The organism is Paracoccus shanxieyensis (genome assembly GCF_009711265.1).
Taxonomy (GTDB): domain Bacteria; phylum Pseudomonadota; class Alphaproteobacteria; order Rhodobacterales; family Rhodobacteraceae; genus Paracoccus; species Paracoccus shanxieyensis.
Window position 1 is genome coordinate 100,709 of the sequence record NZ_WMII01000013.1, and the last position, 24,570, is coordinate 125,278.

Annotated in this window: 23 protein-coding genes and 1 riboswitch; of the genes, 18 read left to right on the forward strand and 5 right to left on the reverse strand. The window is 65.5% G+C overall.

Translation table 11 applies throughout. The features are described 5' to 3' along the window. The first annotated feature begins 62 nt into the window (after positions 1-62). From GL284_RS14265 to GL284_RS14290, 6 genes are read left to right on the forward strand one after another with little or no spacing between them, the layout of a single operon-like run. Entirely contained in the window at positions 63-1,658 is a 1,596-nt protein-coding gene (locus GL284_RS14265) for an ABC transporter substrate-binding protein (protein ID WP_155045305.1), read from the forward strand. Between the two features lie 21 nt (positions 1,659-1,679). Then, positions 1,680-2,741, forward strand: coding sequence for an ABC transporter permease (locus GL284_RS14270; protein ID WP_341870385.1), 1,062 nt, complete (start codon positions 1,680-1,682; stop codon positions 2,739-2,741). A 1-nt stretch (position 2,742) separates the two neighbouring features. Beyond that, entirely contained in the window at positions 2,743-3,657 is a 915-nt protein-coding gene (locus GL284_RS14275) for an ABC transporter permease (RefSeq protein WP_155045306.1), read from the forward strand. Beyond that, the gene (locus tag GL284_RS14280; protein ID WP_155045307.1) at positions 3,650-4,495 is read left to right on the forward strand and encodes an ABC transporter ATP-binding protein; all 846 of its coding nucleotides are present in this window, start codon (positions 3,650-3,652) and stop codon (positions 4,493-4,495) included. The genes GL284_RS14275 and GL284_RS14280 overlap by 8 nt, the downstream gene beginning before the upstream one ends. 1 nt (position 4,496) lies before the next feature. Beyond that, entirely contained in the window at positions 4,497-5,288 is a 792-nt protein-coding gene (locus GL284_RS14285) for an ABC transporter ATP-binding protein (protein WP_230383079.1), read from the forward strand. Continuing rightward, the gene (locus GL284_RS14290; RefSeq protein WP_155045308.1) at positions 5,285-6,472 is read left to right on the forward strand and encodes a galactarate dehydratase; all 1,188 of its coding nucleotides are present in this window, start codon (positions 5,285-5,287) and stop codon (positions 6,470-6,472) included. Before GL284_RS14285 ends, GL284_RS14290 begins: the two co-directional genes overlap by 4 nt. An 84-nt stretch (positions 6,473-6,556) precedes the next feature. On the opposite strand, the gene GL284_RS14295 is transcribed toward GL284_RS14290, so the two are convergent. The 4 genes from GL284_RS14295 to GL284_RS14310 are packed head-to-tail and all read right to left on the reverse strand — an operon-like array spanning position 6,557 to position 10,672. After that, positions 6,557-8,059, reverse strand: coding sequence for a tripartite tricarboxylate transporter permease (locus GL284_RS14295; RefSeq protein ID WP_155045309.1), 1,503 nt, complete (start codon positions 8,057-8,059; stop codon positions 6,557-6,559). A gap of 7 nt (positions 8,060-8,066) precedes the next feature. Beyond that, positions 8,067-8,561: a tripartite tricarboxylate transporter TctB family protein gene (locus GL284_RS14300; protein ID WP_196216779.1), complete on the reverse strand. Its 495-nt coding sequence runs from the start codon at positions 8,559-8,561 to the stop codon at positions 8,067-8,069. A gap of 47 nt (positions 8,562-8,608) precedes the next feature. Beyond that, positions 8,609-9,583: a Bug family tripartite tricarboxylate transporter substrate binding protein gene (locus GL284_RS14305; protein ID WP_155045311.1), complete on the reverse strand. Its 975-nt coding sequence runs from the start codon at positions 9,581-9,583 to the stop codon at positions 8,609-8,611. 21 nt (positions 9,584-9,604) lie between these two features. Continuing rightward, positions 9,605-10,672: a Bug family tripartite tricarboxylate transporter substrate binding protein gene (locus GL284_RS14310; protein ID WP_155045312.1), complete on the reverse strand. Its 1,068-nt coding sequence runs from the start codon at positions 10,670-10,672 to the stop codon at positions 9,605-9,607. 138 nt (positions 10,673-10,810) lie between these two features. Between GL284_RS14310 and GL284_RS14315 the strand changes: the two genes are divergently transcribed. The 6 genes from GL284_RS14315 to GL284_RS14340 all read left to right on the forward strand — a co-directional run bounded on the left by GL284_RS14315 (position 10,811) and on the right by GL284_RS14340 (position 16,538). Then, positions 10,811-11,479 carry a response regulator transcription factor gene (locus GL284_RS14315; RefSeq protein ID WP_155045313.1) on the forward strand — a complete coding sequence of 223 codons (669 nt, stop codon included), beginning with the start codon at positions 10,811-10,813 and terminating at the stop codon, positions 11,477-11,479. After that, complete coding sequence (locus GL284_RS14320) at positions 11,476-12,846, forward strand: sensor histidine kinase (RefSeq protein WP_155045314.1); 1,371 nt, start codon at positions 11,476-11,478, stop codon at positions 12,844-12,846. Before GL284_RS14315 ends, GL284_RS14320 begins: the two co-directional genes overlap by 4 nt. A gap of 122 nt (positions 12,847-12,968) precedes the next feature. Further along, positions 12,969-13,165, forward strand: a riboswitch (cobalamin riboswitch). A 152-nt stretch (positions 13,166-13,317) separates the two neighbouring features. After that, a complete protein-coding gene (locus tag GL284_RS14325) occupies positions 13,318-14,322 on the forward strand; it encodes an ABC transporter substrate-binding protein (protein ID WP_155045315.1) in 1,005 nt (334 codons plus the stop codon). Continuing rightward, positions 14,319-15,371 (forward strand): FecCD family ABC transporter permease, encoded by a 1,053-nt coding sequence (locus GL284_RS14330; RefSeq protein WP_155045316.1) that lies wholly within the window; start codon positions 14,319-14,321, stop codon positions 15,369-15,371. The genes GL284_RS14325 and GL284_RS14330 overlap by 4 nt, the downstream gene beginning before the upstream one ends. Next, on the forward strand, positions 15,368-16,114 hold the full coding sequence (locus GL284_RS14335; protein ID WP_155045317.1) for an ABC transporter ATP-binding protein: 747 nt from the start codon (positions 15,368-15,370) through the stop codon (positions 16,112-16,114). Before GL284_RS14330 ends, GL284_RS14335 begins: the two co-directional genes overlap by 4 nt. A 10-nt stretch (positions 16,115-16,124) precedes the next feature. Beyond that, positions 16,125-16,538, forward strand: a complete 414-nt coding sequence (locus GL284_RS14340; RefSeq protein WP_155045318.1) for a pseudoazurin — start codon at positions 16,125-16,127, stop codon at positions 16,536-16,538. Between the two features lie 60 nt (positions 16,539-16,598). Here the strand turns inward: GL284_RS14340 and GL284_RS14345 are convergent, their stop codons facing one another. Then, positions 16,599-16,796 carry a hypothetical protein gene (locus tag GL284_RS14345; protein WP_155045319.1) on the reverse strand — a complete coding sequence of 66 codons (198 nt, stop codon included), beginning with the start codon at positions 16,794-16,796 and terminating at the stop codon, positions 16,599-16,601. 475 nt (positions 16,797-17,271) lie between these two features. Here GL284_RS14345 and GL284_RS14350 point away from each other — a divergent pair, with 475 nt between their 5' ends. From GL284_RS14350 to GL284_RS14375, 6 genes are all read left to right on the forward strand, one after another. Beyond that, positions 17,272-19,062 (forward strand): sensor histidine kinase, encoded by a 1,791-nt coding sequence (locus GL284_RS14350; protein WP_155045320.1) that lies wholly within the window; start codon positions 17,272-17,274, stop codon positions 19,060-19,062. Beyond that, complete coding sequence (locus GL284_RS14355) at positions 19,059-20,387, forward strand: sigma-54-dependent transcriptional regulator (RefSeq protein ID WP_155045321.1); 1,329 nt, start codon at positions 19,059-19,061, stop codon at positions 20,385-20,387. Before GL284_RS14350 ends, GL284_RS14355 begins: the two co-directional genes overlap by 4 nt. 179 nt (positions 20,388-20,566) lie before the next feature. Then, positions 20,567-21,535 carry a tripartite tricarboxylate transporter substrate-binding protein gene (locus GL284_RS14360; protein WP_155045322.1) on the forward strand — a complete coding sequence of 323 codons (969 nt, stop codon included), beginning with the start codon at positions 20,567-20,569 and terminating at the stop codon, positions 21,533-21,535. Positions 21,536-21,586: 51 nt separating this feature from the next. After that, entirely contained in the window at positions 21,587-22,048 is a 462-nt protein-coding gene (locus GL284_RS14365; protein WP_155045323.1) for a tripartite tricarboxylate transporter TctB family protein, read from the forward strand. Between the two features lie 12 nt (positions 22,049-22,060). Beyond that, a complete protein-coding gene (locus tag GL284_RS14370; protein WP_155045324.1) occupies positions 22,061-23,569 on the forward strand; it encodes a tripartite tricarboxylate transporter permease in 1,509 nt (502 codons plus the stop codon). Between the two features lie 17 nt (positions 23,570-23,586). Then, positions 23,587-24,558, forward strand: coding sequence for a Bug family tripartite tricarboxylate transporter substrate binding protein (locus GL284_RS14375; protein WP_155045325.1), 972 nt, complete (start codon positions 23,587-23,589; stop codon positions 24,556-24,558). The last annotated feature ends 12 nt before the right edge of the window (positions 24,559-24,570 follow it).

Below are 24,570 nucleotides of genomic sequence, written 5' to 3' on the forward strand. Positions count from 1 at the left end.
ACATCCCAATTATTGTCGATTGCAAAAACGACATAGGGGTCTGCCTGGAGGGAGGAGACACCATGCTGAGACGTCAGTTTCTGGCGAGTGCTGCCGCATTGCCGATCGTCACGATGCTGCCCGCCGGTCTGGCCCGCGCGGCGACCCCGCGCGACCAGTTCGTGATCGCGACCAATATGACGACGATGCGGGGTGTCGATCCGCATGAGGCCAACCAGATCGAGTCGATCGAGATCCTTGCGAACCTTTATGACCGGCTGGTCTTTTTCGAGCCCGACAACCTGACCGAGCCCAAGCCGCAACTCGCGACGGCATGGAACGTGTCGGAAGACGGGCGCAGCTTCACCTTTACCATCCGCGAAGGCGTCCGTTTCCATTCCGGCAATCCGCTGACCGCCAAGGATGTGGAATGGTCGCTGCACCGCCTTGTCAAACTGGGGCTGTCGCCCGCCATCGACCTGCGCCAATGGGGCTTCAACGATGACAACGTCGAAACGCTGATCCGCGCGACTGATGCGCGGACCGTGGTGATCGAGACGCCCGAGCTTTGGAACCAGAGCCTGATCCTTGGCTCGCTGGCCAGTTCCGGCTGTTCCATCGTCGACCGCGAACTTGCGCTCAGCAAAGAGCAGAATGGCGATATGGGGCGCAGCTTCATGCAGGCCTCGGATGCGGGATCGGGGCCGTTTTCGCTGCGCAACTTCCGGCCCAACGATGTGTTCATGGCCGATGCGTTTGCTGATTACTGGAACGGCGCGCCTGCGATGCGCCGGGTCATCATGCGGCATATGCCGGAATCCTCGGTGCAGCGGCTTCAGTTGCAGGCGGGCGATCTGGATGTGGCCACGCGGCTGTCCTCGACCGATCTGGCGGGATTCGAGACGGCCGGAGAAATCGACATCCAGAAAGTGCCCGGCTTCGGCTTCTATTACATCGCGCTGAACCAGAAGGACGACATCCTGTCGCGTCCGCAGGTGCGTGAGGCGTTCCGCTATCTGATCGATTATGACGGGCTCTCCAGCACGGTGATGCGCTATTTCGGAGTGATGCGTCAGACGATCATCCCGACCGGCCTGACCGGGGTCGTGGATCAGAACCCCTATCGGCTGGACATCGAAAAGGCCAAGGAATTGCTGGCCGAGGCGGGACTGGCGGACGGGTTTTCCAAGAAATGCTATCTGCCCGCCGGCACGCCCTATTTCGAATTTGCGCAATCGCTGCAGGCCAATGCGGCGCAGGCGGGCATCAGGCTGGAATTGCTGGTGGGCGATTATCTGGGCAAGTTCCGTGAACGCACCACCGACATCTATCTTGCCCGCAGCGGCGAGCGTCTGCCGGACCCGCATGCGATCCTGCAATCCTATGCCTCGAATTCCGACAACAGCGACGGCGCGCCGCTCAGCGGGTTGCTGGCATGGCGCGCGGCATGGGACGTGCCGCAGGCGCTGCAGGAAAAGGTTTTTGCCGCCGCCCGCGAAACCGACCCGGCCAAACGCGCCGAGATCTATACCGCGCTGAACGAGGAATATCTGCACAGTTCGCCCGCGCTGGTCACCTCGTTCGAGCGGATCGACGTGAAGGCGGTCGCGGCGAATGTCAGCGGCTATGTCGGGCATCCGACATGGGTGACGCGATGGGATACCGTGACCAAGGCCTGAACCTGACCGCAGGAGACCGATGTGAGCGACATTCATCTGGCAGGCAATCGCAGGGCGCAGGCGCAAGGGCTGATCGAGGCCCTGCAGAAGATTGCCACGTCCTTCGCCGTGGTGGCCACGACGCTGTTCGGGCTGCTGGCCTTGACCTTCATCATCGGCCGGATGGTGCCTGCCGATCCTGTGCTGGCCATTCTGGGCGATACCTACGATCAGGCCGCCTATGACCGGGTCTATGCGCAGCTTGGGCTGGATCAGCCGCTTTATGTGCAGTTCTTCAGCTATGTGCAGAATGTCCTGCATCTGGATTTCGGCCAGTCGAACGTCACCAAGAACATGGTGGCCAGCGATCTGGCGCGGGTGTTTCCGGCGACGCTGGAACTGGCCATCCTTGCGATCTTCATCGGCACGGTGCTTGGCGTGCCTTTGGGCATCGTGTCGGCGGTCAGGCGCGGCACATGGGTCGACCATCTGGGACGGGTGGTCGGGCTGCTGGGCCATTCCACGCCGATCTTCTGGCTGGGCACCATGGTCATCCTGATCTTTTACGCCGGTCTGGGCTGGATCCCGGGGGGCGGTCGGATCGACCTTTACAATGACGGGCTTGTCGAAGGCCCGACCGGCATGCTGATCCTTGACGCGGCCCTTGCCGGTGAATGGGAGGTGTTCGTTTCGGCCATCCACCACATCCTCGCGCCCGCGCTGCTGCTGGGTTATGCCGCGATGGCCTATCTCAGCCGGATGAGCCGCAGCTTCATGCTGGAGCAGCTTAATCAGGAATATATCCTGACCGCCCGCGCCAAGGGGCTGGCACAACCGGCGATCATCTGGAAACACGCGTTCCGCAATATCCGCGTGCAGCTTCTGACGGTCGTGACGCTGGCATTCTGCGGGCTGCTGGACGGTGCCGTGCTGATCGAGACCGTGTTCGGCTGGCCGGGACTGGGACAGTATCTCACGGCGGCGCTGTTTTATGCCGACATGAATGCGGTGCTGGGCTCGGTCCTGCTGATCGGGCTGATCTCGATCCTGATCAATCTGCTGTCCGACATCGTTTACCGCCTCGTCGATCCAAGGACCCGCTGACATGACAGTTGCCCTCAGAACCCCCGGTCTGCGCGCATGGCTGCTGAGCGAGGACTTCACCTCGTCGCGCCACGCCAAGGCGCATCAGGCCTACGTCGCGTGGCTGAATTTCAGCGCCAATCCTCTGGCCTTCGGCGGGCTTGCGGTCGTCATCCTGCTGACGCTGATCGCGGCGCTGGCGCCTTGGGTCGCGATGTATGATCCCTTTGCGCAGGACTTCGCGCGCGCGCTTCAGCCCCCGTCCGCCGCCCATTGGTTCGGCACGGATGAACTGGGCCGCGATGTCTATTCCCGGCTGGTCTGGGGCGCGCGCACCACGCTGTATATCGCCATCCTTGTCACCGTCATCGTCGGGCCGATCGGCTTTGTCATCGGGGCGGCGGCGGGATATCTGGGCGGCTGGGTCGATACGGTCCTGATGCGGATCACGGATATCTTTCTGGCCTTTCCCAGCCTTGTTCTGGCGCTGGCCTTTTCGGCGGCGCTGGGGCCGGGGATCGAAAATGCGGTCATCGCCATCGCGCTGACGATCTGGCCCCCCGTGGCCCGGCTGGTCCGGGCCGAGACGCTGACCTTCCGGTATTCCGATTTCGTCGTCGCCGCCGAATTGCAGGGCGCGGGCGTCACGCGCATCCTGCTGCGCTATATCGTGCCGCTTTGTGCGCCTTCGGTCATCATCCGGCTGACGCTGAACATGGCCTCGATCATCCTGACGGCAGCCGGGCTTGGCTTTCTGGGCCTTGGTGCGCAGCCGCCGATGCCGGAATGGGGCGCGATGGCGGCGCAGGGGCGGCAGTATCTGCTGGACGCGTGGTGGCTGACCGCCGTGCCGGGCATCGCCATTCTGGTCGTCAGCCTTGCCTTCAACCTGCTCGGAGACGGGCTGCGCGATATTCTGGACCCGAAACATGCCTGATCCTGACCCCTTGCTGTCCGTGCGGAACCTGACCGTCGCCTTCCCCTCGCTGCACCAGATCCGGCCCGCGGTCAGCGGTGTCAGCTTCGATCTGGGGCGCGAAAAGGTCGGCATCATCGGCGAAAGCGGATCCGGCAAAAGCACCTGCGGCCGCGCGATCATGCGGCTTCATCCCAAAAAGACGCGCATCACGGCCGAGCGCATGGCGTTTCAGGGCAAGGATCTTCTGACCCTGCCTGAACGCCAGATGCGCGCCATCCGCGGGCATCGCATCGCCATGATCCTGCAGGATCCGAAATATTCGCTGAACCCGGTGATGACGGTCGGCGAACAGATCGCGGAAACCGTGATCCTGCACGAAGGCCTGTCGCGCCACGCATCGCGGCTGCGCGCCACGCAGATGCTGGACAAGGTGCATATCCGCGACCCCGAGCGGGTGATGAAGCTTTATCCGCACGAGGTCTCGGGCGGGATGGGGCAGCGGGTCATGATCTCGATGATGCTGATCGCCAAGCCCGCGCTGATCATCGCGGATGAGCCGACTTCGGCGCTTGACGTGTCGGTGCGCCAGCAGGTTCTGACCATTCTGGACGAGCTGGTGGCCGAAAACGACATGGGGCTTTTGTTCATCTCGCATGATCTGAACCTTGTGCGCAGCTTTTGCGACAGGGTGCTGATCATGTATGCCGGCCGGGTCGTCGAGGAGTTGCGCGCCTCGCAGCTTGACGAAGCCCAGCATCCCTATACGCGCGGGCTGCTGGCGGCGCTTCCCAGTCTGACCCAGCCCAAGGACCGCCTTGCCGTGCTGCATCGCGACCCGGCATGGGCGGGGGTGTGACATGCAGGGCAGCAAGATGATCGAGGTCTTGGGCCTGCATGTCACCTTCGGGCATGGCGCCAAGGCCAATCATGTCGTGCGCGGTGTCGACATGACCGTGGCCGAGGGCGAATGTTTCGGACTGGTGGGCGAATCCGGTTGCGGCAAATCCACGGTTCTGGGGGCCATCGCCGGGCGGGTGAAACACTGGCAGGGCAGCATATCTGCCGCGGGCCAGCCGCTGCGGCCGGAACGGCGCAGCCTGTCGCAGCTGCGCCTGCAGCAGATGGTGTTTCAGGATCCGTTCGGATCGCTGCACCCGCGCCATACGATCGGGCGGGCCTTGTCCGAACCCTTGGACATTCACGGCATCGGCGATACCGAGGCGCGCATCGAAAAGGCGCTGGATCAGGTCGGCCTGCCGCGCCGCTTCCGCTTTCGCTATCCGCATCAGTTGTCCGGGGGGCAACGCCAGCGCGTCGCCATTGCCCGCGCGCTGATCCTGGAACCGAAAGTGCTGTTGCTGGATGAACCGACCTCGGCGCTGGACGTGTCGATTCAGGCGGAAATCCTGAACCTTCTGAAGGATCTGCGCGAAAAATCCGGGCTGACCTATGTGCTGGTCAGTCACGACATGGCGGTGGTGACGCATCTCAGCGACCGCATCGCCGTCATGCAGACGGGCAAATTCGTCGAGATCGCCTCGCGGCAGGCGATGATCCATGACGATCTGCGCCACCCCTATACGAAAATGCTGCGCGACGGCAGCCTTGGCTATCGCGCGACCTTGGGATTGCAAAAGGAAGCAGGATGAAAATCGACCGGATGCGGGTATTCATGACCCGCGACAAGGACCGCCCGCGCGTCATCGTGGCGCTGGATACCGATGACGGGCTGACGGGCTGGGGCGAATGCTACAACCACGGGCCGGACCTCGCGCTGCCGCCGCTGCTGGATTATCTGTATGGCTTCATCGCCGGACAGGATCCGACGCGGGTGGATCATCTGGTGAACCACATGATCCAGCAATGCCGCTTTCCGCCGGGCGCGCTGGGGCTGGCGGCCATTTCGGGGCTGGATCACTGCCTGTGGGATCTTGCGGCAAAGGCTGCGGGCGTGCCGGTTTACAAGCTGCTGGGGGGCGAGGTCCGCGACCGCATCAAGGTCTATGCGGGCGTCTATACCGCCCCCGATGTCGGCGCCGCCAAAGAGGAACTTGACCGCCTGCACGAGGGATGGGGATTTTCGGCCTTCAAGCTCAGCCCGTGGCGCGTCAATCTGCATGCCCACCGCTGGGGCGAGGTCGTGCGCGCCTCGGCCGACTATTTCCGCGACCTGCGCGAGACGGTGGACACCAGCTATGACATCGCCTTCGATGCCCATGCGCAGATTTTCGACGTGCATTCCGCGCGCACGCTGGGCAATGCGCTGGCCCCCTATGATCCCCTGTTCTTTGAAGAACCGCTGCGCCCGGAAAACATCGAGCTTTACGGCGATCTGAACCAAGGACTGAACTGCCCGCTGGCGACCGGAGAGTCGCTGTATAACCGCAACGAATTCCTGCGGCTGTTGCAGGTCAAGGGCGCGGATCTGATCCAGCCCGATATCTGCGTCGTGGGCGGCATCTGTGAAATGCGGCGCATCGCCACCTTGGCCGAGGCGCATTTCGTGGGCATTGCTCCGCATAATCCCATGGGTCCGCTGGCGACGGCGGTGAACGTGCATTTCTCGGTCGCGCAGCAGAATTTCAGGATTCTGGAATACCGGCTGCCGGTCGGTCAGGTCTACAGCTATGGCGGGACGACCGTGCAGCGCCGCGAAGAAGCCGCGCATTATGTCGTCGACCCCTATCTGCCCAAGGACGGCTATCTGGAACTGCGGCCCGACCGCCCCGGATGGGGGGTCGAGATGGACGAGAAGGCCATGCAGGAACACGGCTATATCCATTGGCAACGTCGCGTGCCAACGCGGCCGGATGGATCATATGCCTATGCCTGAACTGGCCGCGGTCATCCGGCCCGGACACGATGCCCCCCGTTCCGCGCGGCCATGACCTGCCGCGCGGAACGGGGGGCGGGTGGCTTAATCCTCGACGAAGACCTCTTCTCGCTTGGCCCGCAGGGCCGGGATCGCCGACAGGACCAGCAGCCCGGCCGAGATCAGCAGCAGGATCAGGCTCAGTGGGTTGTCGGTAAAGGTCGACAGCTCGCCCCGCGACAGCAGCATGGCGCGGCGCAGGTTTTCCTCGATCAGGTGGCCAAGGACAAAGCCCAGCAGCAGGGGGGCCGGTTCAAAGCCCATCTTGATCAGCAGATAGCCCAGGATGGCAAAGCCGCCGGTAAAGACCACATCCATCGGATTGTTGTCGATGGAATAGATACCGATGCAGGAAAAGATCAGGATCGCCGGGAACAGCAGCCGGTAAGGCACTTTCAAAAGCCGCACCCACATGCCGACCAAAGGCAGGTTGATGACCAAAAGCATCAGGTTGCCGATCCACATGCTGGCGATCATGCCCCAGAACAGCGTCGGGCTTTCCGTCATCACCTGCGGGCCGGGGACGATGCCTTGGATCATCATCGCGCCCACCATGATCGCCATCACCGCATTCGGCGGAATGCCCAGCGTCAGCAGCGGGATGAAGCTGGTCTGCGCGCCCGCATTATTGGCGGATTCGGGGCCGGCGACCGCCTCGATCGCGCCCTTGCCGAAATCCTGCGGGCGTTTGGCCAGCTTCTTTTCCAGCGTATACGAGGCAAAGGGCGCCAGCACCGCGCCATTGCCCGGCAGCATCCCCAAGGCCGAGCCCAGACCCGTGCCGCGCAGGATCGGCGCGATCGAGCGGCGCAGCTCGGCCCGCGTCGGCAGCAGCGGACCCATGGTGCCCCGGATCACGTCGCGCTGTTCGCCGCCCTCAAGGTTGCGCAGCACCTCGGCGAAACCGAAGATGCCCATGGCCAGCACCGCAAAGTCGATGCCATCGGCCAGATGCAGCGATCCGAAGGTCATGCGCGCCTGTCCGGTTTCCAGATCCGAGCCGATGGTGGACATCAGGATGCCCAGCAGGATCATCGCCACCGCCTTCAGGACCGAGCCATGCGCCAGCACCACGGCAAAGACCAGCCCCATGACCATCAGCGCAAAGTAATCCGTCGGGCCAAAGCGCAGCGCCAGTTCGGTCAGCGGCACGGCCAGCGCGGCGATGATGACCGTGGCGATGCAGCCCGCCACGAATGAGCCGATGGCCGAAATGCCAAGCGCGGCCCCGGCCCGGCCCTTTTTCGCCATGGCATGCCCGTCCAGCGCGGTGACGACCGAGCCGGCCTCGCCGGGGATATTGACCAGAATGGCCGAGGTCGAGCCGCCATATTGCGCGCCGTAATAGATGCCCGCCAGCATGATCAGCGCGCCCACCGGGTCGATGCCGAAGGTGATGGGCAGCAGCATGGTGATGGTGGCGATGGGGCCGACGCCGGGCAGGATGCCGATCAGCGTGCCGACAAGGCAGCCGATGAAGGCCAGCCCCAGATTCTGAAACGACATGGCCGTCTGAAAGCCCAGGGCAAGATTGCTGAGAAGATCCATGGGTGCCTCAATACTGGATGATGCCGGGAAGGATCAGGACGGGGATCGGCAGGTTCAGCCCGACCTTGAAGACCAGAATGCAGCCCACGGTCATGAAGATCGCAAAGCCGATCAATTCGCCCCAGCGCATGTCTCGGTCGGCAAGCCCGGCCAGCAGCGCCAGCAACGGGGCTGCGATGGCAAAGCCCACGGTCTGCACGGTCAGGGCAAAGGCAAGGATCCCGGCCAGCACGCAAAGCGGGCCGCGCAGCGGGATCTTCGGCATCGCCTCGGACGGGCGTAGAAAGGACAGGACCAGCAGGATGGCCCCGCAGATGCCGACAAGCGCGGCCAGCAGTTTCGGCATCAGGCCGGGGCCGATGAAGCGCAGCGTGCCGGTTTCCAGATCGGACGAGGCCCAGAGCGCGAAGGCCGAAATGGCGATCAACGTCAGCCCGGCGACCCGGTCTTGCGACAAGAGCACCCGGCCCTGTCCCTCGGCGGGATGGGTTTGGTCAGTCATGGCGATTTCCCGTTTGGGGCCCCGCATCACGTGCGGGGCGGGTCAGGTCAGTGGATCTCGATCTGGGCGTCGCGGATCAGCGCGCCCCATTTTTCCAGATCGGCATCCAGCGCGGCGCGGTGATCGGCAGGCGTGCCGGGGCGCGGGACGGACCCGTCGACGGCCAGCTTTTCCTGCACCGCCGGATCGTTCAACACCGTGTTCAGCGCCGCGTTGATTTTGGCCACGACATCCTCGGGCGTGCCTGCGGGGGCCAGAAGGCCATAGATCAGCGCCGCCTGATAACCCTCGACGCCCGCATCCTGCATCGTCGGCACCTCGGGCATCGTGGGCGAGCGTTCCGCGCCCGTCACCGCCAGCGCCCGCGCCTTGCCCGCCGCGACCTGCGCATGCGACGACGGGATCACGCCGAACAGAAAGTCGATGCGCCCGCCCAGAAGGTCGGTCATCGCCGGACCCGAGCCGCGATAGGGGATATGCGCGACCTCGATCCCGGCATCATGGGCGAAAAGCTCGGCCGCCATATGCGAGCCGGTGCCGACGCCCGATGACGCATAGGAAAGTTCACCCGGCTTTTCCTTGGCCAGCGCGATCAGCCCCGCCACGTCCTGCGCGGGCAGATCCTTGTTGACCACCAGCGCCAGCGGAATTTCCGAAATCAGCCCGACCGGCGTGAAATCCCTGGTGGGGTGATAGGTGGCGGCGGGATAGACATGCGGGTTGATGCCCATGGTGCCCGAATGGCCCAGCAGCAGCGTATAGCCATCGGCTTTGGCGTTCTGCACCGATTGCGTGCCGACGACACCGCCCGCGCCGGCCTTGTTTTCGACGACCACGGTGGCGCCGATCTGCCGGGTCAGCGCATCGCCGACGATGCGGGCCATGGCGTCATTGCCGCCGCCGGGCGGGAAGGGCACGACCAGCGTGATATTGCGTTCGGGATATTCCGCGGCGGCAAGCACGGGCAGGGCCGTCATCACGGCGGCGGCCATCAGGCCGAAGGTGCGGCGGTTCAGGGTCATTGGTTTCTCCTCCTTCAGGGTTCAGGGCGTGACGCGGAACCGGCGCTCCAGCCAGTCGCGCGTCCATTTGCGGATGTCGGGGGCCATGGTCATGGCCTGCGCCAAGGCGGCATCGGCGCGCGCCCCGGTCAGAAGCGGATAGGGGCCAAGCACCGGGGCTGCCTGATCGCGGAAGCGCGGATTGGCGGCCATGTGCGAAAAGGCTTCGCGAAACAACTGACTGCGCGCGACCGGCACGCTGCCGGGCAGAAAGACCATTTTCTGCGCGGCGAAACCGGCGCGGAACAGGGCCTGCCATGCCTGCCATTCGGCGCCGTCCGGGTCGCGTCCATGGATCTGGCGAAAGACCTCGGGAAAGGCGGGCAGGGCGGGAAAGGCCGGATCGCGCGCCCAGCGGCCATGCGCGTCCAATGCGCCAAGGCTCATCAGCGGCACCACGCGGCCCGCATCCGCCAAAGGCTGGACCTGCGCCAGATAGCCGGGCGATGTCTGGTAATCCACGTCGAATTCGCCGCCGATCAGGCCGGCGCGGGCGGCATTGCGGCTGTTCAGGCCCAGCAGGACCGCCACATCCAGCCCCAGCATCTCAAGGGCCAGCAGCGGCACGATGTCCAGCGACGCCGCCCCGATCGAACCGAAATGCACCGTCCGCCCCCGCGCGACAAGCTGGGCCATGCTGCCGACCCCCAGCGCGGAGGGGACATAGATCGCCCCGCCCGAGGGCTGCGCCGCGACGATGCGCCAGTCGGCATAATCATATTGCACGCGCCGGTCGCCCAGCAGCGCCGCGAATTGCGTCGATCCGGTGGTGCCCAGCAACATGCGGCCATCGGCGCGGGCCTCGGCGGCAAAGAAATTCGCGGCGCGGGTCGAGTTCCCGCCCGAGACGTTCAGCAGCCGCACCTCGGGCCGGTCGGGCAGGGTCGCCGACAGCCAGCCCGCCATGAAGCGGGCCCAGACATCCGTGCCGCCGCCTTCCTGAAACGGCACGACCCATTGGATCGGCTGGGCCGCATGCGCGCTGGCCGGGGCGCAGACGGGGGCAACGACCCCGGCAGTCGCGGCGGCGATGAATTCTCTGCGGTTCACGGCATTCCTCCATGCCCGGCAGCGTGCTGTCGCCGCGCTGCCGTCCTCCTCCGAATCCCTGTTAGCACGGGGTTTCTTTCATCAAGCTTTCATGGCTGATAAAGAATTGCAGCCGACGCGACACGGGGGGGAACAGCGATGCGCAGCCTGATCGTCGAGGACAATCCCGGCATTGCCGCAGGCATCCGCCATTCGCTGGAGGGGCTGGGTCATGCCGTCGACCGCGCCGCCTCGCTGCCCGAGGCATTCGATCTGGCCGCCGTCGCCGATTACGATCTGGTGGTGCTGGATCTGAACCTTGGCAATCAGGACGGGCTGGATTTCCTGCGCCATCTGCGCGCTGCTGCCAAGGCGGTGGGCGTGCTGATCCTGACCGCGCGGGGCGGGGTGCAGGACAGGGTGCGGGGCCTTGATCTGGGGGCCGATGACTATCTGGCAAAGCCCTTTGAACTGGCCGAATTCGAAGCCCGGATCCGCGCGCTGGCCCGCCGCGTCGGTGGCGTCGATGCCCCGGTGATCCGCCTTGGCCGGCTGAGTTTCGATACCGTCAGCCGGGACGCGCGGCTGGACGGGGCGGCGCTGGACATGCCCGCGCGGGAACGTGCCCTGCTGCAATTGCTGGTCGAAAACGCCGGAACCGTGGTCCCGAAGGAACGCATCGCCGCGCGGCTGTCGGGCTTTGACGACGAACTGACGCCGAACGCGGTCGAGATCTATGTGCACCGCCTGCGCAAGCGGTTGGAAGGCAGCGGCTGCCAGCTGCGCACGGCGCGGGGTCTGGGCTATGTGCTGGACGCCGCCGGATGAGACGCCGCCCCTCGGTCACATGGTCGGTCTTGTTATGGCTGCTGGGGCCGCTGAGCCTTGTGGTGCTGGCCTTTCTGGCCGAGGCATGGGTCAGCGCCCGCCGCGCCACCGACCGGCTGTATGACCAGATGCTGGTTGCCTCGGCCATCAGCATCAGCGAAGCGGTGGACCGCACCTATGGCGATCTGGTCGAGGATGAGATCATCTCGCTGCTGCGCAACACCACCGAGGAGCGGATCTATTATCGCATCATCGGCCCCAGCCGGTCCTATCTGACGGGATATGAGGATTTTCATCCGCCGGGCGATGAGACGGCGCTGGAACCCGGCGTGCCGCGCATCAGCGACATGACCTATCGCGGCCAGCGGCTGCGGGCGGTGTCGCTGCGGTTTTTCGGCTCGGACGCGCTGGTGCCCGACTGGATCACCGTGCATGTCGGCATGACCCGCAACGAACGCGATGCGGCGATGCTGGCCTCGGTCTTCTCGGCGGCGCTGCGGCTGGGGCTGTTGCTGGCCGGGGCGGGGGTGCTGGCCTTCTTTGCCGTGCGGCGCGGCCTGCGGTCGCTGTTGCAGTTCCGCGACCAGATCGCCATGCGCTCGGCCGCGGATCTGTCGCCGATCCGGGCGACGCTGCCCAGCGACCTGCGGTCGATCGGCGAGGCGCTGAACACGCTGGTCGCCCGGCTGCGGCAGGCGCTGGAGCATGAGCGGCAGTTCATCGACGATGCCAGCCATCAGTTGCGCTCGCCGCTGACATCGCTGCATCTGCGCGCCCAGCTTTTGCAGCGCGACATGCCCGAAGGACCGCTGCGCGACGGCGTGTCCGCGCTGGTCGAGGACACCCGCGCCTCGGCCCGGTTGGCCGAGCAGTTGCTGGTCCACAGCCGCAGCGAGGCCGCGCATCATTGTCACGACGCCGTGCGCTTCGATCTGGCGGCGCTGGTCCGGCAGATGGTGCCGGAACTGCTGACGATCAGCGAGCGGCAGGGCTGCGATCTGGGCTTTTCGCTGCCGCCTCAGCCGGTCTTCATTCTGGGATCGCAGCTTTTATGCCGCGAAATCGTTCTGAACCTCGTGGACAATGCCATTCGTCACGGCGGGCCGGTCATCGACGTGACCGTGGAACAGCAGGGCGCGCAGGCGGTGCTGACCGTCGCGGATGACGGTCCGGGCATTCCGCTGGCCGAACGTGACAAGATCTTCGGCCGCTTCCAGCGCGGCGCGGCTGCCGGTCCGGGCGGCTCGGGTCTGGGGCTCGCCATCGTGCGCCAGATCGCGGATGGCTTTGGCGCTGCGGTCAGGCTTTCCTCGCCCCCCGAGGCGGACAGGACGCGCTTCAGCGTGGTTTTTGCCAGCGCATCTTAGGATCGCAGCGGGCCGTCTGGCGACGATTCCCGTGAACACCCCGCCCGAACGCAGATTCCCCACGGGCCGGCGCTTTTCCACAGCACCGCCGCGAAAAGGTGTTGCCTGCGACCGGGGTTGCGGGCTAGCCATGCGGCGTCGGTTTCCGAAAGGAATTGAAAGGGAATCCGTCGGCAGGGCGACCTGTCGAACCGGAACTGCCCCCGCAACTGTAGGCGGCGAAAGGACTGCGATCACGCCACTGTGGCAGATGCCATGGGAAGGCCGCAGCCCTTGATGACCCGCCAGTCAGGAGACCTGCCGACGCGAAACGCAACTGCACCCGGGCGGGGATGTCCGGAGAGGTGTCCGAATGAACCATGTCTTTCTGGTGGCGCAAGCCTGCCGGTTCAAGCCAGCGCATCAGCGCGCACCAGCCCTGGGGCGGACCTTTCCCGATATTTCCCGCAGCCGGAAATCACAGGGGTTCCCATGATCCGCATCCTGACTGGCCTGGCCGTCGCCACCGGCCTTGCCCTGACTGCCCATGCGCAGACGACCTATCCGCTGACGCTGCAGAATTGCGGCGTCGACGTGACCTTTCAGAACGCGCCCGGCAGCGTGGTGACCGTCGGTCAGGCCGCGACCGAGGTGCTGTATTCGCTGGGCCTTGCCGAAAAGGTGACGGGAACCTCGGTCTGGTTCACCGATGTTTTGCCGCAATACAAGGACGTGAATGCCGGGATCGAGCGGCTGGCCGATAACGATCCCAGCTTTGAAAGCATCGTGGCCAAGCGCCCCGGTCTGGTCGCGGTGCAGTATGAATGGCATGTCGGCCCGCAGGGGATCGTCGCCACCCGCGATCAGTTTTCCGACCTTGGCATCCCGACCTATATCCTGCCCGCCGATTGCGCGGGCAAGGATAACAGCGTCGGCTCGGACGGGACGCGCACGGCCATGTTCACCATGGACGGGATCTATCAGGGCGTGAGCGAACTGGCGCAGATCTTCGACGTTGCGGACAAGGGCCAGACGCTGGTTCAGGATCTGAAGGCGCGTGAAGCCGCGGCCATCGAAAAGGCCCGCGCGCTGGATCTGAAGGGCGCCTCGGCGCTGTTCTGGTTCTCATCGGCCGAGATCGACATCGACCCCTATGTCGCCGGTCGCAAGGGGCCGCCCGGCTATATGATGAACGCGCTGGGCCTGACCAATGTCATCGAAAGCGATGAGGAATGGCCGACCGTCAGCTGGGAAACCATCGCCCGCGCCAACCCTTCGGTCATCGTCATCGCCAAGATGGACCGCCGCCGGTTCGAGGCCGATGATTACGAAAAGAAGCTGGCCTTCCTGAAATCCGATCCGGTGACCCGCCAGATGGATGCGGTGAAAAACGACCGCATCGTCATTCTTGACGCCCATGCCATGGATCCCTCGATCCGCAATGTCACCGCGCTTGAGACGCTGGCCGAGGCGCTGCCGGGCTTTGATCTGAAATGACGGTTGCGACCAGTTCCGGCGCCTTCGGGTCTCCAGTGCTGCGGTCTTTCGTGTTGAAAGGCGCCGTCGGACTGGTCGTGCTGCTGCTGGCGATCCTTGCCGGGGTTGTCATCGGCGAGACGCCGCTGCCGTTTCATACGGTGGCGGCGGTCTTTTCCAACAATTTGTGGAATGCGGGCCATGCCGTCGATCCCATCGACGCGGGCATCATCTGGAATTACCGCCTGCCGCGCACGCTGGTGGCGGCGGCCTGCGGCGCGGGGCTGGCGCTGTCGGGCGTGGTGCTGCAATCGCTGGTGCGCAATGCGCTGGCCGATCCCTATCTGCTGGGCGTGTCGGCGGGGGCCTCGACCGGGGCGGTGGCGGTGACGATCATGGGTCTGGGGGGCGGCATGATCGGCATCTCGACCGGCGCGTTTCTGGGCGCGGCGCTGGCCTTTGTGCTGGTCGCGGCGCTGGCCCGCGCGGCGGGCGGAGGCTCGGCGCAGCTGGTGCTGGCGGGGATTGCCGGGTCGCAGCTGTTCAACGCGCTGACCAGCTTTTTCATCGCCAAATCCGCCAATGCCGAACAGGCGCGGGGCATCATGTTCTGGCTGCTGGGCAATCTGTCGGGCGTGCGCTGGCCCGATGTCACGCTGGCGCTGCCGGTGGCGCTGGCCGGTTGTCTGGCCTGTCTGTGGTATGCGCGGGCGATGGATGCGTTTTCCTTTGGCGCGGATGCGGCGGCGGCGCTTGGCGTGCCGGTGCTGCGCGTGCAGCTGGTGCTGATCGGCATGACGACGCTGATGACGGCGGTGATGGTCAGTCTGGTCGGGGCCATCGGCTTTGTTGGGCTGGTGATCCCCCATGCCATGCGCTTTGTCGCCGGCGTGCGGCACGGCGCGCTGATCCCGGCCTCGGCCCTTGCGGGGGCGGTGTTTCTGATTGCCGCCGATATCGTGTCGCGGATGCTGATCCCGGGGCAGGTCGTGCCGATCGGCGTGGTGACCGCGCTGGTGGGCGCGCCAGGCTTTGCGCTGATCCTGATCCGCAAGCGGAGCCGCGCATGAGGATCACGGCCAAAGCCTTGGGCTGGCGCCAGATCGTCCGCGACGTGTCGGTCGAGATCGCGGCGGGCGAGACATTCGGGCTGGTCGGTCCCAATGGCTCGGGGAAATCCACGCTGCTGCGCCTGCTGGCGGGCCTGCTGCCGCGCGCGGCGGGGCAGGTGGCGCTGGACGACACACCGCTGAGCGCGATGGCGCGCCGCGACATTGCGCGCTGTCTGGCCTTTGTCGAACAGCATGCCGACACGGCCGAGGCGTTACGCGTGCGCGATGCGGTGGAACTGGGCCGCACGCCATGGCTGTCGCCCATTGCGCCCTTTGGCGCGCAGGACGCCGATATCGTCGATATGGCGCTGGCGCGCGTCGATATGCAGGCCATGGCCGACCGGTGCTGGGCCACGCTCTCGGGGGGCGAACGCCAGCGCGTGCATCTGGCCCGCGCGCTGGCCCAGCAACCGCGCGTTCTGCAGCTGGACGAACCGACGAACCATCTGGATATCCATCATCAACTGGCGCTGATGGCGCTGGTGCGCACCCTGCCGCAAACCGTCGTCATGGCGATCCACGATCTGAATCAGGCGATGACCTGCGACCGGGTGGGCGTCATGTCGGGCGGCCGCATGCTGGCCTGCGGCGACCCGGCGCAGGTGCTGACGCCCGAACTTCTGGCGGCCGTGTTCCGCGTCGGCGCGACACGTCTGGACGCGCCCGGCCAGCCGCCGCTTTTCCGTTTCCACAGTCTTTGAGGTCTGCCCCATGCGCCTTGCCGCCCTTGCCCTGCTGGTCCTTGCCCAACCCGCCTTCGCCGAAATCCATGAGGTGAAGATGCTGAACCGGGGCGACAGCGGACCCATGGTCTATGAGCCCGCCTTCCTGCAGATCGCGCCCGGCGACACGGTGCGCTTTCTGTCCAGCCAGCCCGGCCACAATGCGGCCAGCATCGACGGCATGCTGCCCGAAGGGGCGCAGGCGTTTCGGTCAAGGCTCAATCAGGATTTCGATCTGACGCTGGATGTGCCGGGCAATTACGGCATCAAATGTTCGCCGCATTACGCGATGGGCATGGTCATGCTGATCCGGGTGGGCGGTGCGCCTGCGGTACATTTGCCCGACGATCTGCCCAAGCGCGCCCGCGAGCGGCTGGACGCCATCATCGCGGCACATCCCTGACCTGCGCATATGTTAAAGGGCAGCCCGATGGGCTGCCCTGTGCATCCGCCTTGCGGTCGCTTATTCGGCCGCGAAGCTGGTTGCATATTGGCCGCACCAGTCGCTGGACTGAACCACCGGCCAATAGCCGCGGGTGTCGGCGTCTTTCTGGGTGACCGGCGGGTTCGCGCGGCACAGGCCGGAATCGGAAAGCGTGCTGGCGGAGTTCGCCACGTGATCTTCATAGAACGCGCAGGCGCTGCATGCAGTCTTGGCCATGATGAAATCTCCTGTCTGGCTGCTTTGTCTTAGGTGGCTGGCTGGCGTCTGCTGGCTGGCGACCTTGAGACATATATAGCCCGCCGATCTGGCGGCTTCAAGGAAATATCAATAAAAACAAATAGTTGACTAGTTAGCTTGGTCTTTGCCTTCTGATTTTTTCGCTAAGGATTGATCGGCCGATCCGAACAAACTTCTTGGATTTGGTTTTTTCCAGCAGGCATTGGCTGCGGCGGCAATGGGCGCGTGGCAGATGTCTTTCCGTCAGGATTGCGCCCTTGGCCCCTGGCGGCCAGCGCCCGGATGACGCGGCGAAAATTAGCATTTCGCTCGGGATTCCTGCGCCGCACATCACGGCTTTTTCAGGCCCCGACGGGCGAATCGTCCCGTGGTGATTCTTGTCCTGAACCGCGCAGGATGATTGCGCAGCGACGGCACTGCTGGCAGATTTTCCGGATGGGAGAGAGGAGCGACCATGCCAAGCCTGCGCGGCCCATGGATCATCGCCGGCATTGCCGCTGCAGCTGTGCTGGTCTGGCTGGGCGGCCAGCTTGCCGGGCAGCATTACGCACGGGCCGCGCAGACACGCGCCGAAACCGCGCTGCGCCTGACCGTCAACGCGCTGGAGGCCGATCTGGCCCGCTATGAGGTCGTGCCGCTGCTGGTCGGCGATCTGGACCTGATCCACCGGCTGGCCGCCGATCCCGGCAACGCGGCCCTGCGGCGGCAGACGAATGCGTGGCTGGCCGAACAGAATGCCGATGTGCAGGCCTCGGACATCTATCTGATCCTGCCCGATGGCCACACCATCGCGCATTCCACCGCGACCGGCCCCAACAGCTTCATCGGCGAGAATTTCAGCTATCGCCCCTATTTCATCGACGCCATGGCAGGGCATCCGGCGCGGTTTTACGGCGTGGGCACGACCTCGGGCGTGCGGGGCTATTACTTTTCGGCGCCGGTGCGCGACGATCAGGGACACATCGCCGCCGTCATCGCGGTCAAGATCGGCGTCGACCGGATCGAGGCGGCGTGGCGCGGCGTCGAATACCGCGTCATGGTGACCGACCCCGAGGGGGCGGTGTTTCTGTCCTCGGAACCGGGCTGGCTGTATCACTCGATCCACGCGCTGACGCCGGACCGCATGGCGCGGACGGCGGCATCGCGGCGCTATGCCAGTCTGCCGTTGACCGAATTTGCCATGCAGCGCGGCGATCTGGCGGGCGTGCCGCTGTTTCGGATGCCCGCGGCGGATGGCTGGCATGATTTCATCTCCGCCTCGGACCGGATGCCGGATGCGGGCTGGACGGTGCATGTTCTGCTGGACAGCGAAGGCGCGCGGGCCGAGGCGCGGCTGGCCATGCTGACGCTGGCGCTGTTGCTGCTGGCGGCGGGGATCGTCGCGCTGATGTGGCGCCAGCGCCGCGCCATGCAGCGGTTTGCCACCGCCGAACTGGAACGCCGCGTGACCGAACGCACCGCCGCGCTGGCCCGTGCCAATGACCAGCTGGGGCAGGAAATCACCGAACGCCGCGCGACCGAGGCCGAACTGCGGGCCGCGCAGGAAAGCCTTGTGCAGGTCGGAAAGCTCGCGACGCTGGGGCAGATGTCGGCCTCGATTTCGCATGAGATCAATCAGCCGCTGGCGGCGGCGCGCAATTTCGCCGACAGCGCCGCCATCCTGATCGAGCGCGGCGATCTGGTCCGCGCGCGCGACAACATCGCCGAGATCCTGGCGCTGATCGACCGCATGGCCGCCATCGGCACGCATCTGCGGCAGGCGGCCCGCAAGCCCGATGACCAGCTTGGCGCGGTGGACCTGCATCCGCTGCTGCGCGAAACGCAGACCATCGTCGCCGCGCGTCTGGCCAGCGCCGATGCGCGGCTGGAACTGGATGTGCCGCCGGGCCTGCCGCCCCTACGCGCCGGACCCACGCGCCTGCAGCAGGTGCTGGTCAACCTGATCACCAATGCCGCCGATGCCGTCGAGGGGCTGGCGGACCGCCGCATCACGCTGTCCGCCCGCCTTGAGGGCGACAGCATCGCCATCCGCATCCGCGACCACGGCCCCGGCATTCCCGATGCCATCGCCGCGCGGATCTTTGACCCCTTCTTCACCACCAAGGGCTTCGGGCTTGGGCTGGGCCTGTCGATCTGTTCCAGCATAATGCGCGATCTGGGCGGCACGCTGTCATGCCGCAATGCTGCGCCGGGGGCCGAGTTTCTGGTGACGCTGCCCGCCGCCCGCCTTGAGGCTGCCGCATGACGCGGGTGCTGCTGGTCGATGACGACGAAAAGATGCGCGCCTCGACCGCGCAGGCGCTGGAACTGGCGGGCTTCGCCGTCGAGCCGCTGGCCTCGGGGCCCGAGGCGCTGGCGCTGGCCGGGCCGGGCTTTGCGGGCGTCATCGTCAGCGATATCCGCATGCCCGGCATGGACGGGATGACGCTGCTGGGACGGCTGCGCGACATCGACCCCGACCTGCCGGTGATCCTTGTGACCGGCCATGCCGAGGTGCCCTTGGCGGTCGAGGCGATCCGGGGCGGGGCTTACGATTTCATCGAAAAGCCGTTTCGCGTGCAGGAACTGGCGACGGTCATCCGCCGCGCCGCCGATCACCGCAAGCTGGTGCTGGAAAACCGCCGCCTGCGCGCCGTCGCGGGCAAGCGCGACGATATCGAGGCGCGGCTGCCCGGTCGCACGCAGGTGATGGTCGATCTGCGCTATCGGCTGCGTGCCATCGGCGGCTCGGATGCGGATGCGCTGATCATCGCGCCGACCGGGGCGGGCAAAGAGGTCGTGGCCCATGCGCTGCATGATCTGTCGGCCCGTGCCGCCCGGCCCTTCGTCGCGATCAACTGTGCCGCCCTGCCTGCGGCGCTGATCGAATCCGAACTGTTCGGCCATGAGGCGGGGGCGTTTCCCGGTGCGGTCCGCGCACGGTTCGGCAAGTTTGAACATGCGCGCGGCGGCACGGTGCTGCTGGATGAAATCGGCTCGATGCCGCTGGATCTGCAAGCCAAGCTGCTGCGCGTCCTGCAGGACCGCGTCATCACCCGGCTGGGCGCGAATGAGCCCATCCCGCTGGACGTGCGCTTCATCGCCATCTCGAAGACCGATCTGGGCCTGGCCGTGCAGCGCGGCAGTTTCCGCGAGGATCTGTATTGGCGCCTGAACGTCGCCGTCCTGCACGTCCCGCCGCTGTCGGCCCGGCGCGAGGATATCCCGCTGCTGTTTCTGCAATTGCTGCGCGAGGCCGCCGCCCGCCACAAACTGCCCGAGCGCGACCCGCCCTCGGCCTTTCTGGCCGGTCTTGCCGCCAAGGACTGGCCCGGCAATGTCCGCGAATTGCGCAATCTGGCCGAACGCGTCGTGCTGGGGCTGGAGGGCGCGGAACTGGCCGGGCAGGGCGCGCGGCTGGCCGATCAGGTCGCGGAATTTGAACGCAGCCTGATCGCGGGGGCCATCGCCGCGCATGGCGGTCACCTGCGGCCGGTCTACGAAACGCTGGGGATCTCGCGCAAGACGCTGTACGAAAAGATGCAGAAATACGGGCTGGACCGCCGCCTGCTGGTCGATCCGGATGGCTGATGGGTGGATTTCCACCCATCACGGATGCGTGTTGTCACCCTTTCCACCCATTCCCGCGCGCTGCGATGCGAAAGCCCGCGCTGCGGCCCGGATTTGGCTTGGTATCGCGCAGCCCTTGGCCGCAGGCTGAGGTCAAGCGCACCCGTTGAGGAGCGGGCGCGGCACTCAGGGAGGATATCATGAAGAAATTGCTTGGCGCGCTTTGTGCGGCCACGATGCTGACCGCGCCTGCCTTCGCGCAGGATTATCCCGAACGCCAGATCACCATGGTCGTGCCGTTCTCGGCGGGCGGGCCCACCGATACCGTGGCGCGGCTGGTGGCGGAAAAGATGTCGGCAGATCTGGGCCAGCAGATCGTCGTGGAAAATGTCGGCGGCGCGGGCGGCACGCTGGGCGCGGGTCAGGTCGCCAAGGCCGATCCCGACGGCTATACCGTGCTGTTGCACCATATCGGCATGGCGACGGCGGCGACACTGTATCGCAATCTGGCCTATGACACGCTGAACGCCTTTGAATATGTGGGCCTTGTGACCGAGGTGCCCATGGTCGTCGTCGCCCGCAAGGATTTCGAGCCGACGGATTTCAAGGGCTTCATCGACTATGTGAAGGCCAATGGCGACAGCCTGACGCTGGCCAATGCAGGCATCGGGGCGGCCAGCCATCTGTGCGGGATGCTGCTGATGCAGGCGCTGGAAACGCCGCTTGTCACCGTTCCCTATAAGGGCACGGGTCCGGCGATGACCGATCTTCTGGGCGGGCAGACCGACATCATGTGCGACCAGACAACCAACACCACGCAGCAGATCAAGGGCGGCACGATCAAGGCCTATGCCGTGACCACGCCCGAACGCCTGCCGCTGTTTCCTGACCTGCCCACCGCCGAGGAATCCGGTCTGGCGAATTTCGAGGTCAGCATCTGGCACGGCATCTACACCCCCAAGGGCACGCCCGCCGAGGTGAACGAGCGTCTGTCGAAATCGCTGCAATCCGCGCTGGCCGATGAAGGCGTGGCCAAGGCGATGGCCGATCTGGGCACCGCGCCCTCATCCGCCGAGGATGGCACCCCCGCCGCGCTGAAAGCCAAGCTGGAATCCGAGATCGCCCGCTGGAAGCCCGTGATCGAGGCCGCTGGCGTCTATGCCGACTGATGCAAGACGGCCCCGCCGATGTGGCGGGGCCTTTCACCGGGGGAATGTTTCATGTCCACGAAACCCAAGGACTCGACCGATCTTGCGGCGGGTCTGATCCTGATGGCGGCGGCGGCGTTTTTCGGCTGGCAGACCATGGGTCTGCCCATCGGCACATCGCTGCGCATGGGGCCGGGATATTTCCCGATGGTCCTGTCGATCCTGCTGTTCGTGCTGGGCGCGCTGATCACGCTGAAATCCTTTGGCCGCGAGGGCGAGCCATTCGGCCGCATCGCGTGGCGCGGGGCGCTGTTCATCCTGCCCGCGCCCATCTTCTTCGGCCTGACGGTGCGCGGCCTTGGCTTCGTGCCTGCGCTGTTTGTCACCACGCTGATCGCCTCGCAGGCTTCGGTGCGGATGCGGCCGCTGCATGCGCTGGTGCTGGCGGTGCTGGTGACGATCATGTCGACGCTGATCTTCAGCTATGGTCTTGGCCTGCCGTTCCGGCGGTTCGGGCCGTGGGTCCAGTTCTAGGGAGGGGCGGGGATGGATCTTCTTTCCAATCTGAGCATGGGCTTCATGGTCGCGGGATCGCTGGCCAATATGCTGTTCTGTCTGATCGGGGTGCTTCTGGGCACGCTGATCGGCGTCTTGCCGGGCATCGGCGCCACGGCGACCATCGCCATGCTGCTGCCCATCACCTTCCAGCTTGAGCCGGTCAGTTCGCTGATCATGCTGGCGGGCATCTATTACGGGGCGCAATATGGCGGCTCGACCACGGCGATCCTGATCAACATGCCGGGCGAAAGCTCGTCTGCGGTGACGGCCATCGACGGCTATCAGATGGCGCGCAAGGGCAAGGCGGGCACGGCGCTGGCTGTGGCGGCGCTGGGGTCGTTCTTTGCCGGCACGGTCTCGACCTTCCTTGTCGCGATCTTTGCCCCGCCGCTGACCGAGGTGGCGCTGAAATTCGGCGCGGCGGAATATTTCAGCCTGATGGTGCTGGGTCTGGTGATGTCGGTGGCGCTGGCCCATGGCTCGGTGCTGAAGGCGCTGGCCATGGTCGTTCTGGGCCTGCTGCTGGGGATCGTGGGCACGGATATCTATACCGGCACGCCGCGCTTCACCATGGGCATCACGCAATATGCCGACGGGCTGAACTTCGTCGCGCTGGCCGTGGGCGTCTTCGGCATCGCCGAGATCCTGCGCAATCTGGAAGACGAAACCGAACGCGAGGTGATGACGAAAAACATCAACCGCCTGCTGCCGACGCGGGACGAACTGCGCCAGATGATCGGCCCGGTCCTGCGCGGCACGGGTGTCGGCTCGGTGCTGGGCATCCTGCCGGGCGGGGGCGCGATCCTTGCCAGCTTTGCCAGCTATACGGTGGAAAAGAAGCTGTCGAAACACCCCGAGGAATTCGGCAAGGGCGCGCTTGCGGGCGTGGCCGGGCCGGAATCGGCCAACAATGCGGGGGCGCAGACCAGCTTCATCCCGCTGCTGACGCTGGGGATCCCGGCCAATCCGGTCATGGCGCTGATGATCGGGGCGATGATCATTCAGGGCATCGTGCCCGGCCCGAACGTGGTCAGCGAACAGCCGGAACTGTTCTGGGGCATCATCGCGTCGATGTGGATCGGCAACCTGATGCTGGTGCTGCTGAACCTGCCGCTGATCGGCATGTGGGTGAAGCTGCTGACCGTGCCCTATTTCGTGCTGTTTCCGATCATCATGGCGATGTGTTCGATCGGGGTCTATTCGGTCGCCTCGAACACGTTCGACCTGTATGCCGTCGCGTTCTTTGGTCTGCTGGGCTATCTGATGTCCAAGCTGCGCTGCGAACCCGCGCCTTTGCTGCTGGGCTTTGTCCTTGGCCCGCTGCTTGAGGAAAACCTGCGCCGCGCCATGATCCTGTCGCGTGGCGATCCGACGACCTTCGTCACGCGGCCGATCAGCGCAGGTCTGCTGCTGATGGCGCTGGCGGTGCTGGTGCTGGTCTTCCTGCCCCAGATCCGCAAACGCCGCGACGAAGTTTTCACCGAAAGCGATGCCTGAAGCATGTGGAGGATGCCATGACATTCAATCTGACCCGCCGTGCGACCCTTGCCGCGGCCCTTGTTCTGGGCCTTGCGGGGGCCGCCGCGGCCCAGTTTCCCGACCGTCCGATCACGCTGGTGATCCCCTTTGCCGCCGGAGGCTCGACCGATGTGGTCGGGCGCATCGTCGCCGACCGCATGGGCGCGGCGCTTGGCCAGCAGATCGTCGTCCAGAACGTCGGCGGCGCGGGCGGCAGCCTTGGGGCGGGGCAGGTCGCCAAGGCCGATCCTGACGGCTATACCATCCTGATGGGCACGGTCGCCACACATGCGCTGAACCCGCTGATCCTGAAGCAGAAGCCCTATGATCCGGTGGCGGATTTCGCGCCGGTCTCGCTGCTGGTGCTGGTGCCGAACGTGCTGGCGGTAAACCCGGAACTGCCGGTCAATACCGTGCAGGAGCTGATCGATCTGGCCAAGAAGGATCCCGGTGCGCTGGCCTATGCCTCATCGGGGAACGGCACGCCGCTGCATCTGTCGGGCGAGCTGTTCAAGTCGATGGCGGGCGTGGACATCACGCATATCCCCTATAAGGGCTCGGGCCCGGCGCTGACGGATGTGCTGGGCAATCAGGTGCCGATCATCTTTGACAACCTGCCCTCGGCGTCGGGGCATATCGCCTCGGGCAAGCTGCGCGGGCTTGGCGTCACCACCAAGGAACGCGCGCCCAGCTTCCCCGACATGCCCGCGATTGCCGAAACGCTGCCAGGATATGAGACCTACAGCTGGAACGCCCTGTTTGCCCCGGCAGGCACGCCGCCCGAAGCCATCGCCGCGCTGAACAAGGCCGCCGTCGAAGCCATGGCCGATCCCGCTGTCGTGGCCCGCATGGGCGAGTTTTCGGCCAGCATCGTCGCCTCGACCCCCGAGGCCTTGGGCGAACACGTCAAGGCCGAGATGGCGAAATGGGAGCCGGTGGTCCGCGACGCCAATGTCAGCCTGGACTGATGGGGTCTGCTG

Excerpts from the sequence above, each read along its gene's own strand:
- GL284_RS14315 (WP_155045313.1), top strand. The coding sequence starts at position 10,811 with ATGCGCAGCCTGATCGTCGAGGACAATCCCGGCATTGCCGCAGGCATC.
- GL284_RS14375 (WP_155045325.1), top strand. The coding sequence starts at position 23,587 with ATGACATTCAATCTGACCCGCCGTGCGACCCTTGCCGCGGCCCTTGTT.
- GL284_RS14290 (WP_155045308.1), top strand. The coding sequence starts at position 5,285 with ATGAAAATCGACCGGATGCGGGTATTCATGACCCGCGACAAGGACCGC.
- GL284_RS14340 (WP_155045318.1), top strand. The coding sequence starts at position 16,125 with ATGCGCCTTGCCGCCCTTGCCCTGCTGGTCCTTGCCCAACCCGCCTTC.
- GL284_RS14285 (WP_230383079.1), top strand. The coding sequence starts at position 4,497 with ATGCAGGGCAGCAAGATGATCGAGGTCTTGGGCCTGCATGTCACCTTC.
- GL284_RS14280 (WP_155045307.1), top strand. The coding sequence starts at position 3,650 with ATGCCTGATCCTGACCCCTTGCTGTCCGTGCGGAACCTGACCGTCGCC.
- GL284_RS14320 (WP_155045314.1), top strand. The coding sequence starts at position 11,476 with ATGAGACGCCGCCCCTCGGTCACATGGTCGGTCTTGTTATGGCTGCTG.
- GL284_RS14345 (WP_155045319.1), bottom strand. The coding sequence starts at position 16,796 with ATGGCCAAGACTGCATGCAGCGCCTGCGCGTTCTATGAAGATCACGTG.
- GL284_RS14355 (WP_155045321.1), top strand. The coding sequence starts at position 19,059 with ATGACGCGGGTGCTGCTGGTCGATGACGACGAAAAGATGCGCGCCTCG.
- GL284_RS14330 (WP_155045316.1), top strand. The coding sequence starts at position 14,319 with ATGACGGTTGCGACCAGTTCCGGCGCCTTCGGGTCTCCAGTGCTGCGG.
- GL284_RS14325 (WP_155045315.1), top strand. The coding sequence starts at position 13,318 with ATGATCCGCATCCTGACTGGCCTGGCCGTCGCCACCGGCCTTGCCCTG.
- GL284_RS14365 (WP_155045323.1), top strand. The coding sequence starts at position 21,587 with ATGTCCACGAAACCCAAGGACTCGACCGATCTTGCGGCGGGTCTGATC.
- GL284_RS14265 (WP_155045305.1), top strand. The coding sequence starts at position 63 with ATGCTGAGACGTCAGTTTCTGGCGAGTGCTGCCGCATTGCCGATCGTC.
- GL284_RS14305 (WP_155045311.1), bottom strand. The coding sequence starts at position 9,583 with ATGACCCTGAACCGCCGCACCTTCGGCCTGATGGCCGCCGCCGTGATG.
- GL284_RS14275 (WP_155045306.1), top strand. The coding sequence starts at position 2,743 with ATGACAGTTGCCCTCAGAACCCCCGGTCTGCGCGCATGGCTGCTGAGC.
- GL284_RS14350 (WP_155045320.1), top strand. The coding sequence starts at position 17,272 with ATGCCAAGCCTGCGCGGCCCATGGATCATCGCCGGCATTGCCGCTGCA.
- GL284_RS14300 (WP_196216779.1), bottom strand. The coding sequence starts at position 8,561 with ATGACTGACCAAACCCATCCCGCCGAGGGACAGGGCCGGGTGCTCTTG.
- GL284_RS14370 (WP_155045324.1), top strand. The coding sequence starts at position 22,061 with ATGGATCTTCTTTCCAATCTGAGCATGGGCTTCATGGTCGCGGGATCG.
- GL284_RS14360 (WP_155045322.1), top strand. The coding sequence starts at position 20,567 with ATGAAGAAATTGCTTGGCGCGCTTTGTGCGGCCACGATGCTGACCGCG.
- GL284_RS14295 (WP_155045309.1), bottom strand. The coding sequence starts at position 8,059 with ATGGATCTTCTCAGCAATCTTGCCCTGGGCTTTCAGACGGCCATGTCG.
- GL284_RS14335 (WP_155045317.1), top strand. The coding sequence starts at position 15,368 with ATGAGGATCACGGCCAAAGCCTTGGGCTGGCGCCAGATCGTCCGCGAC.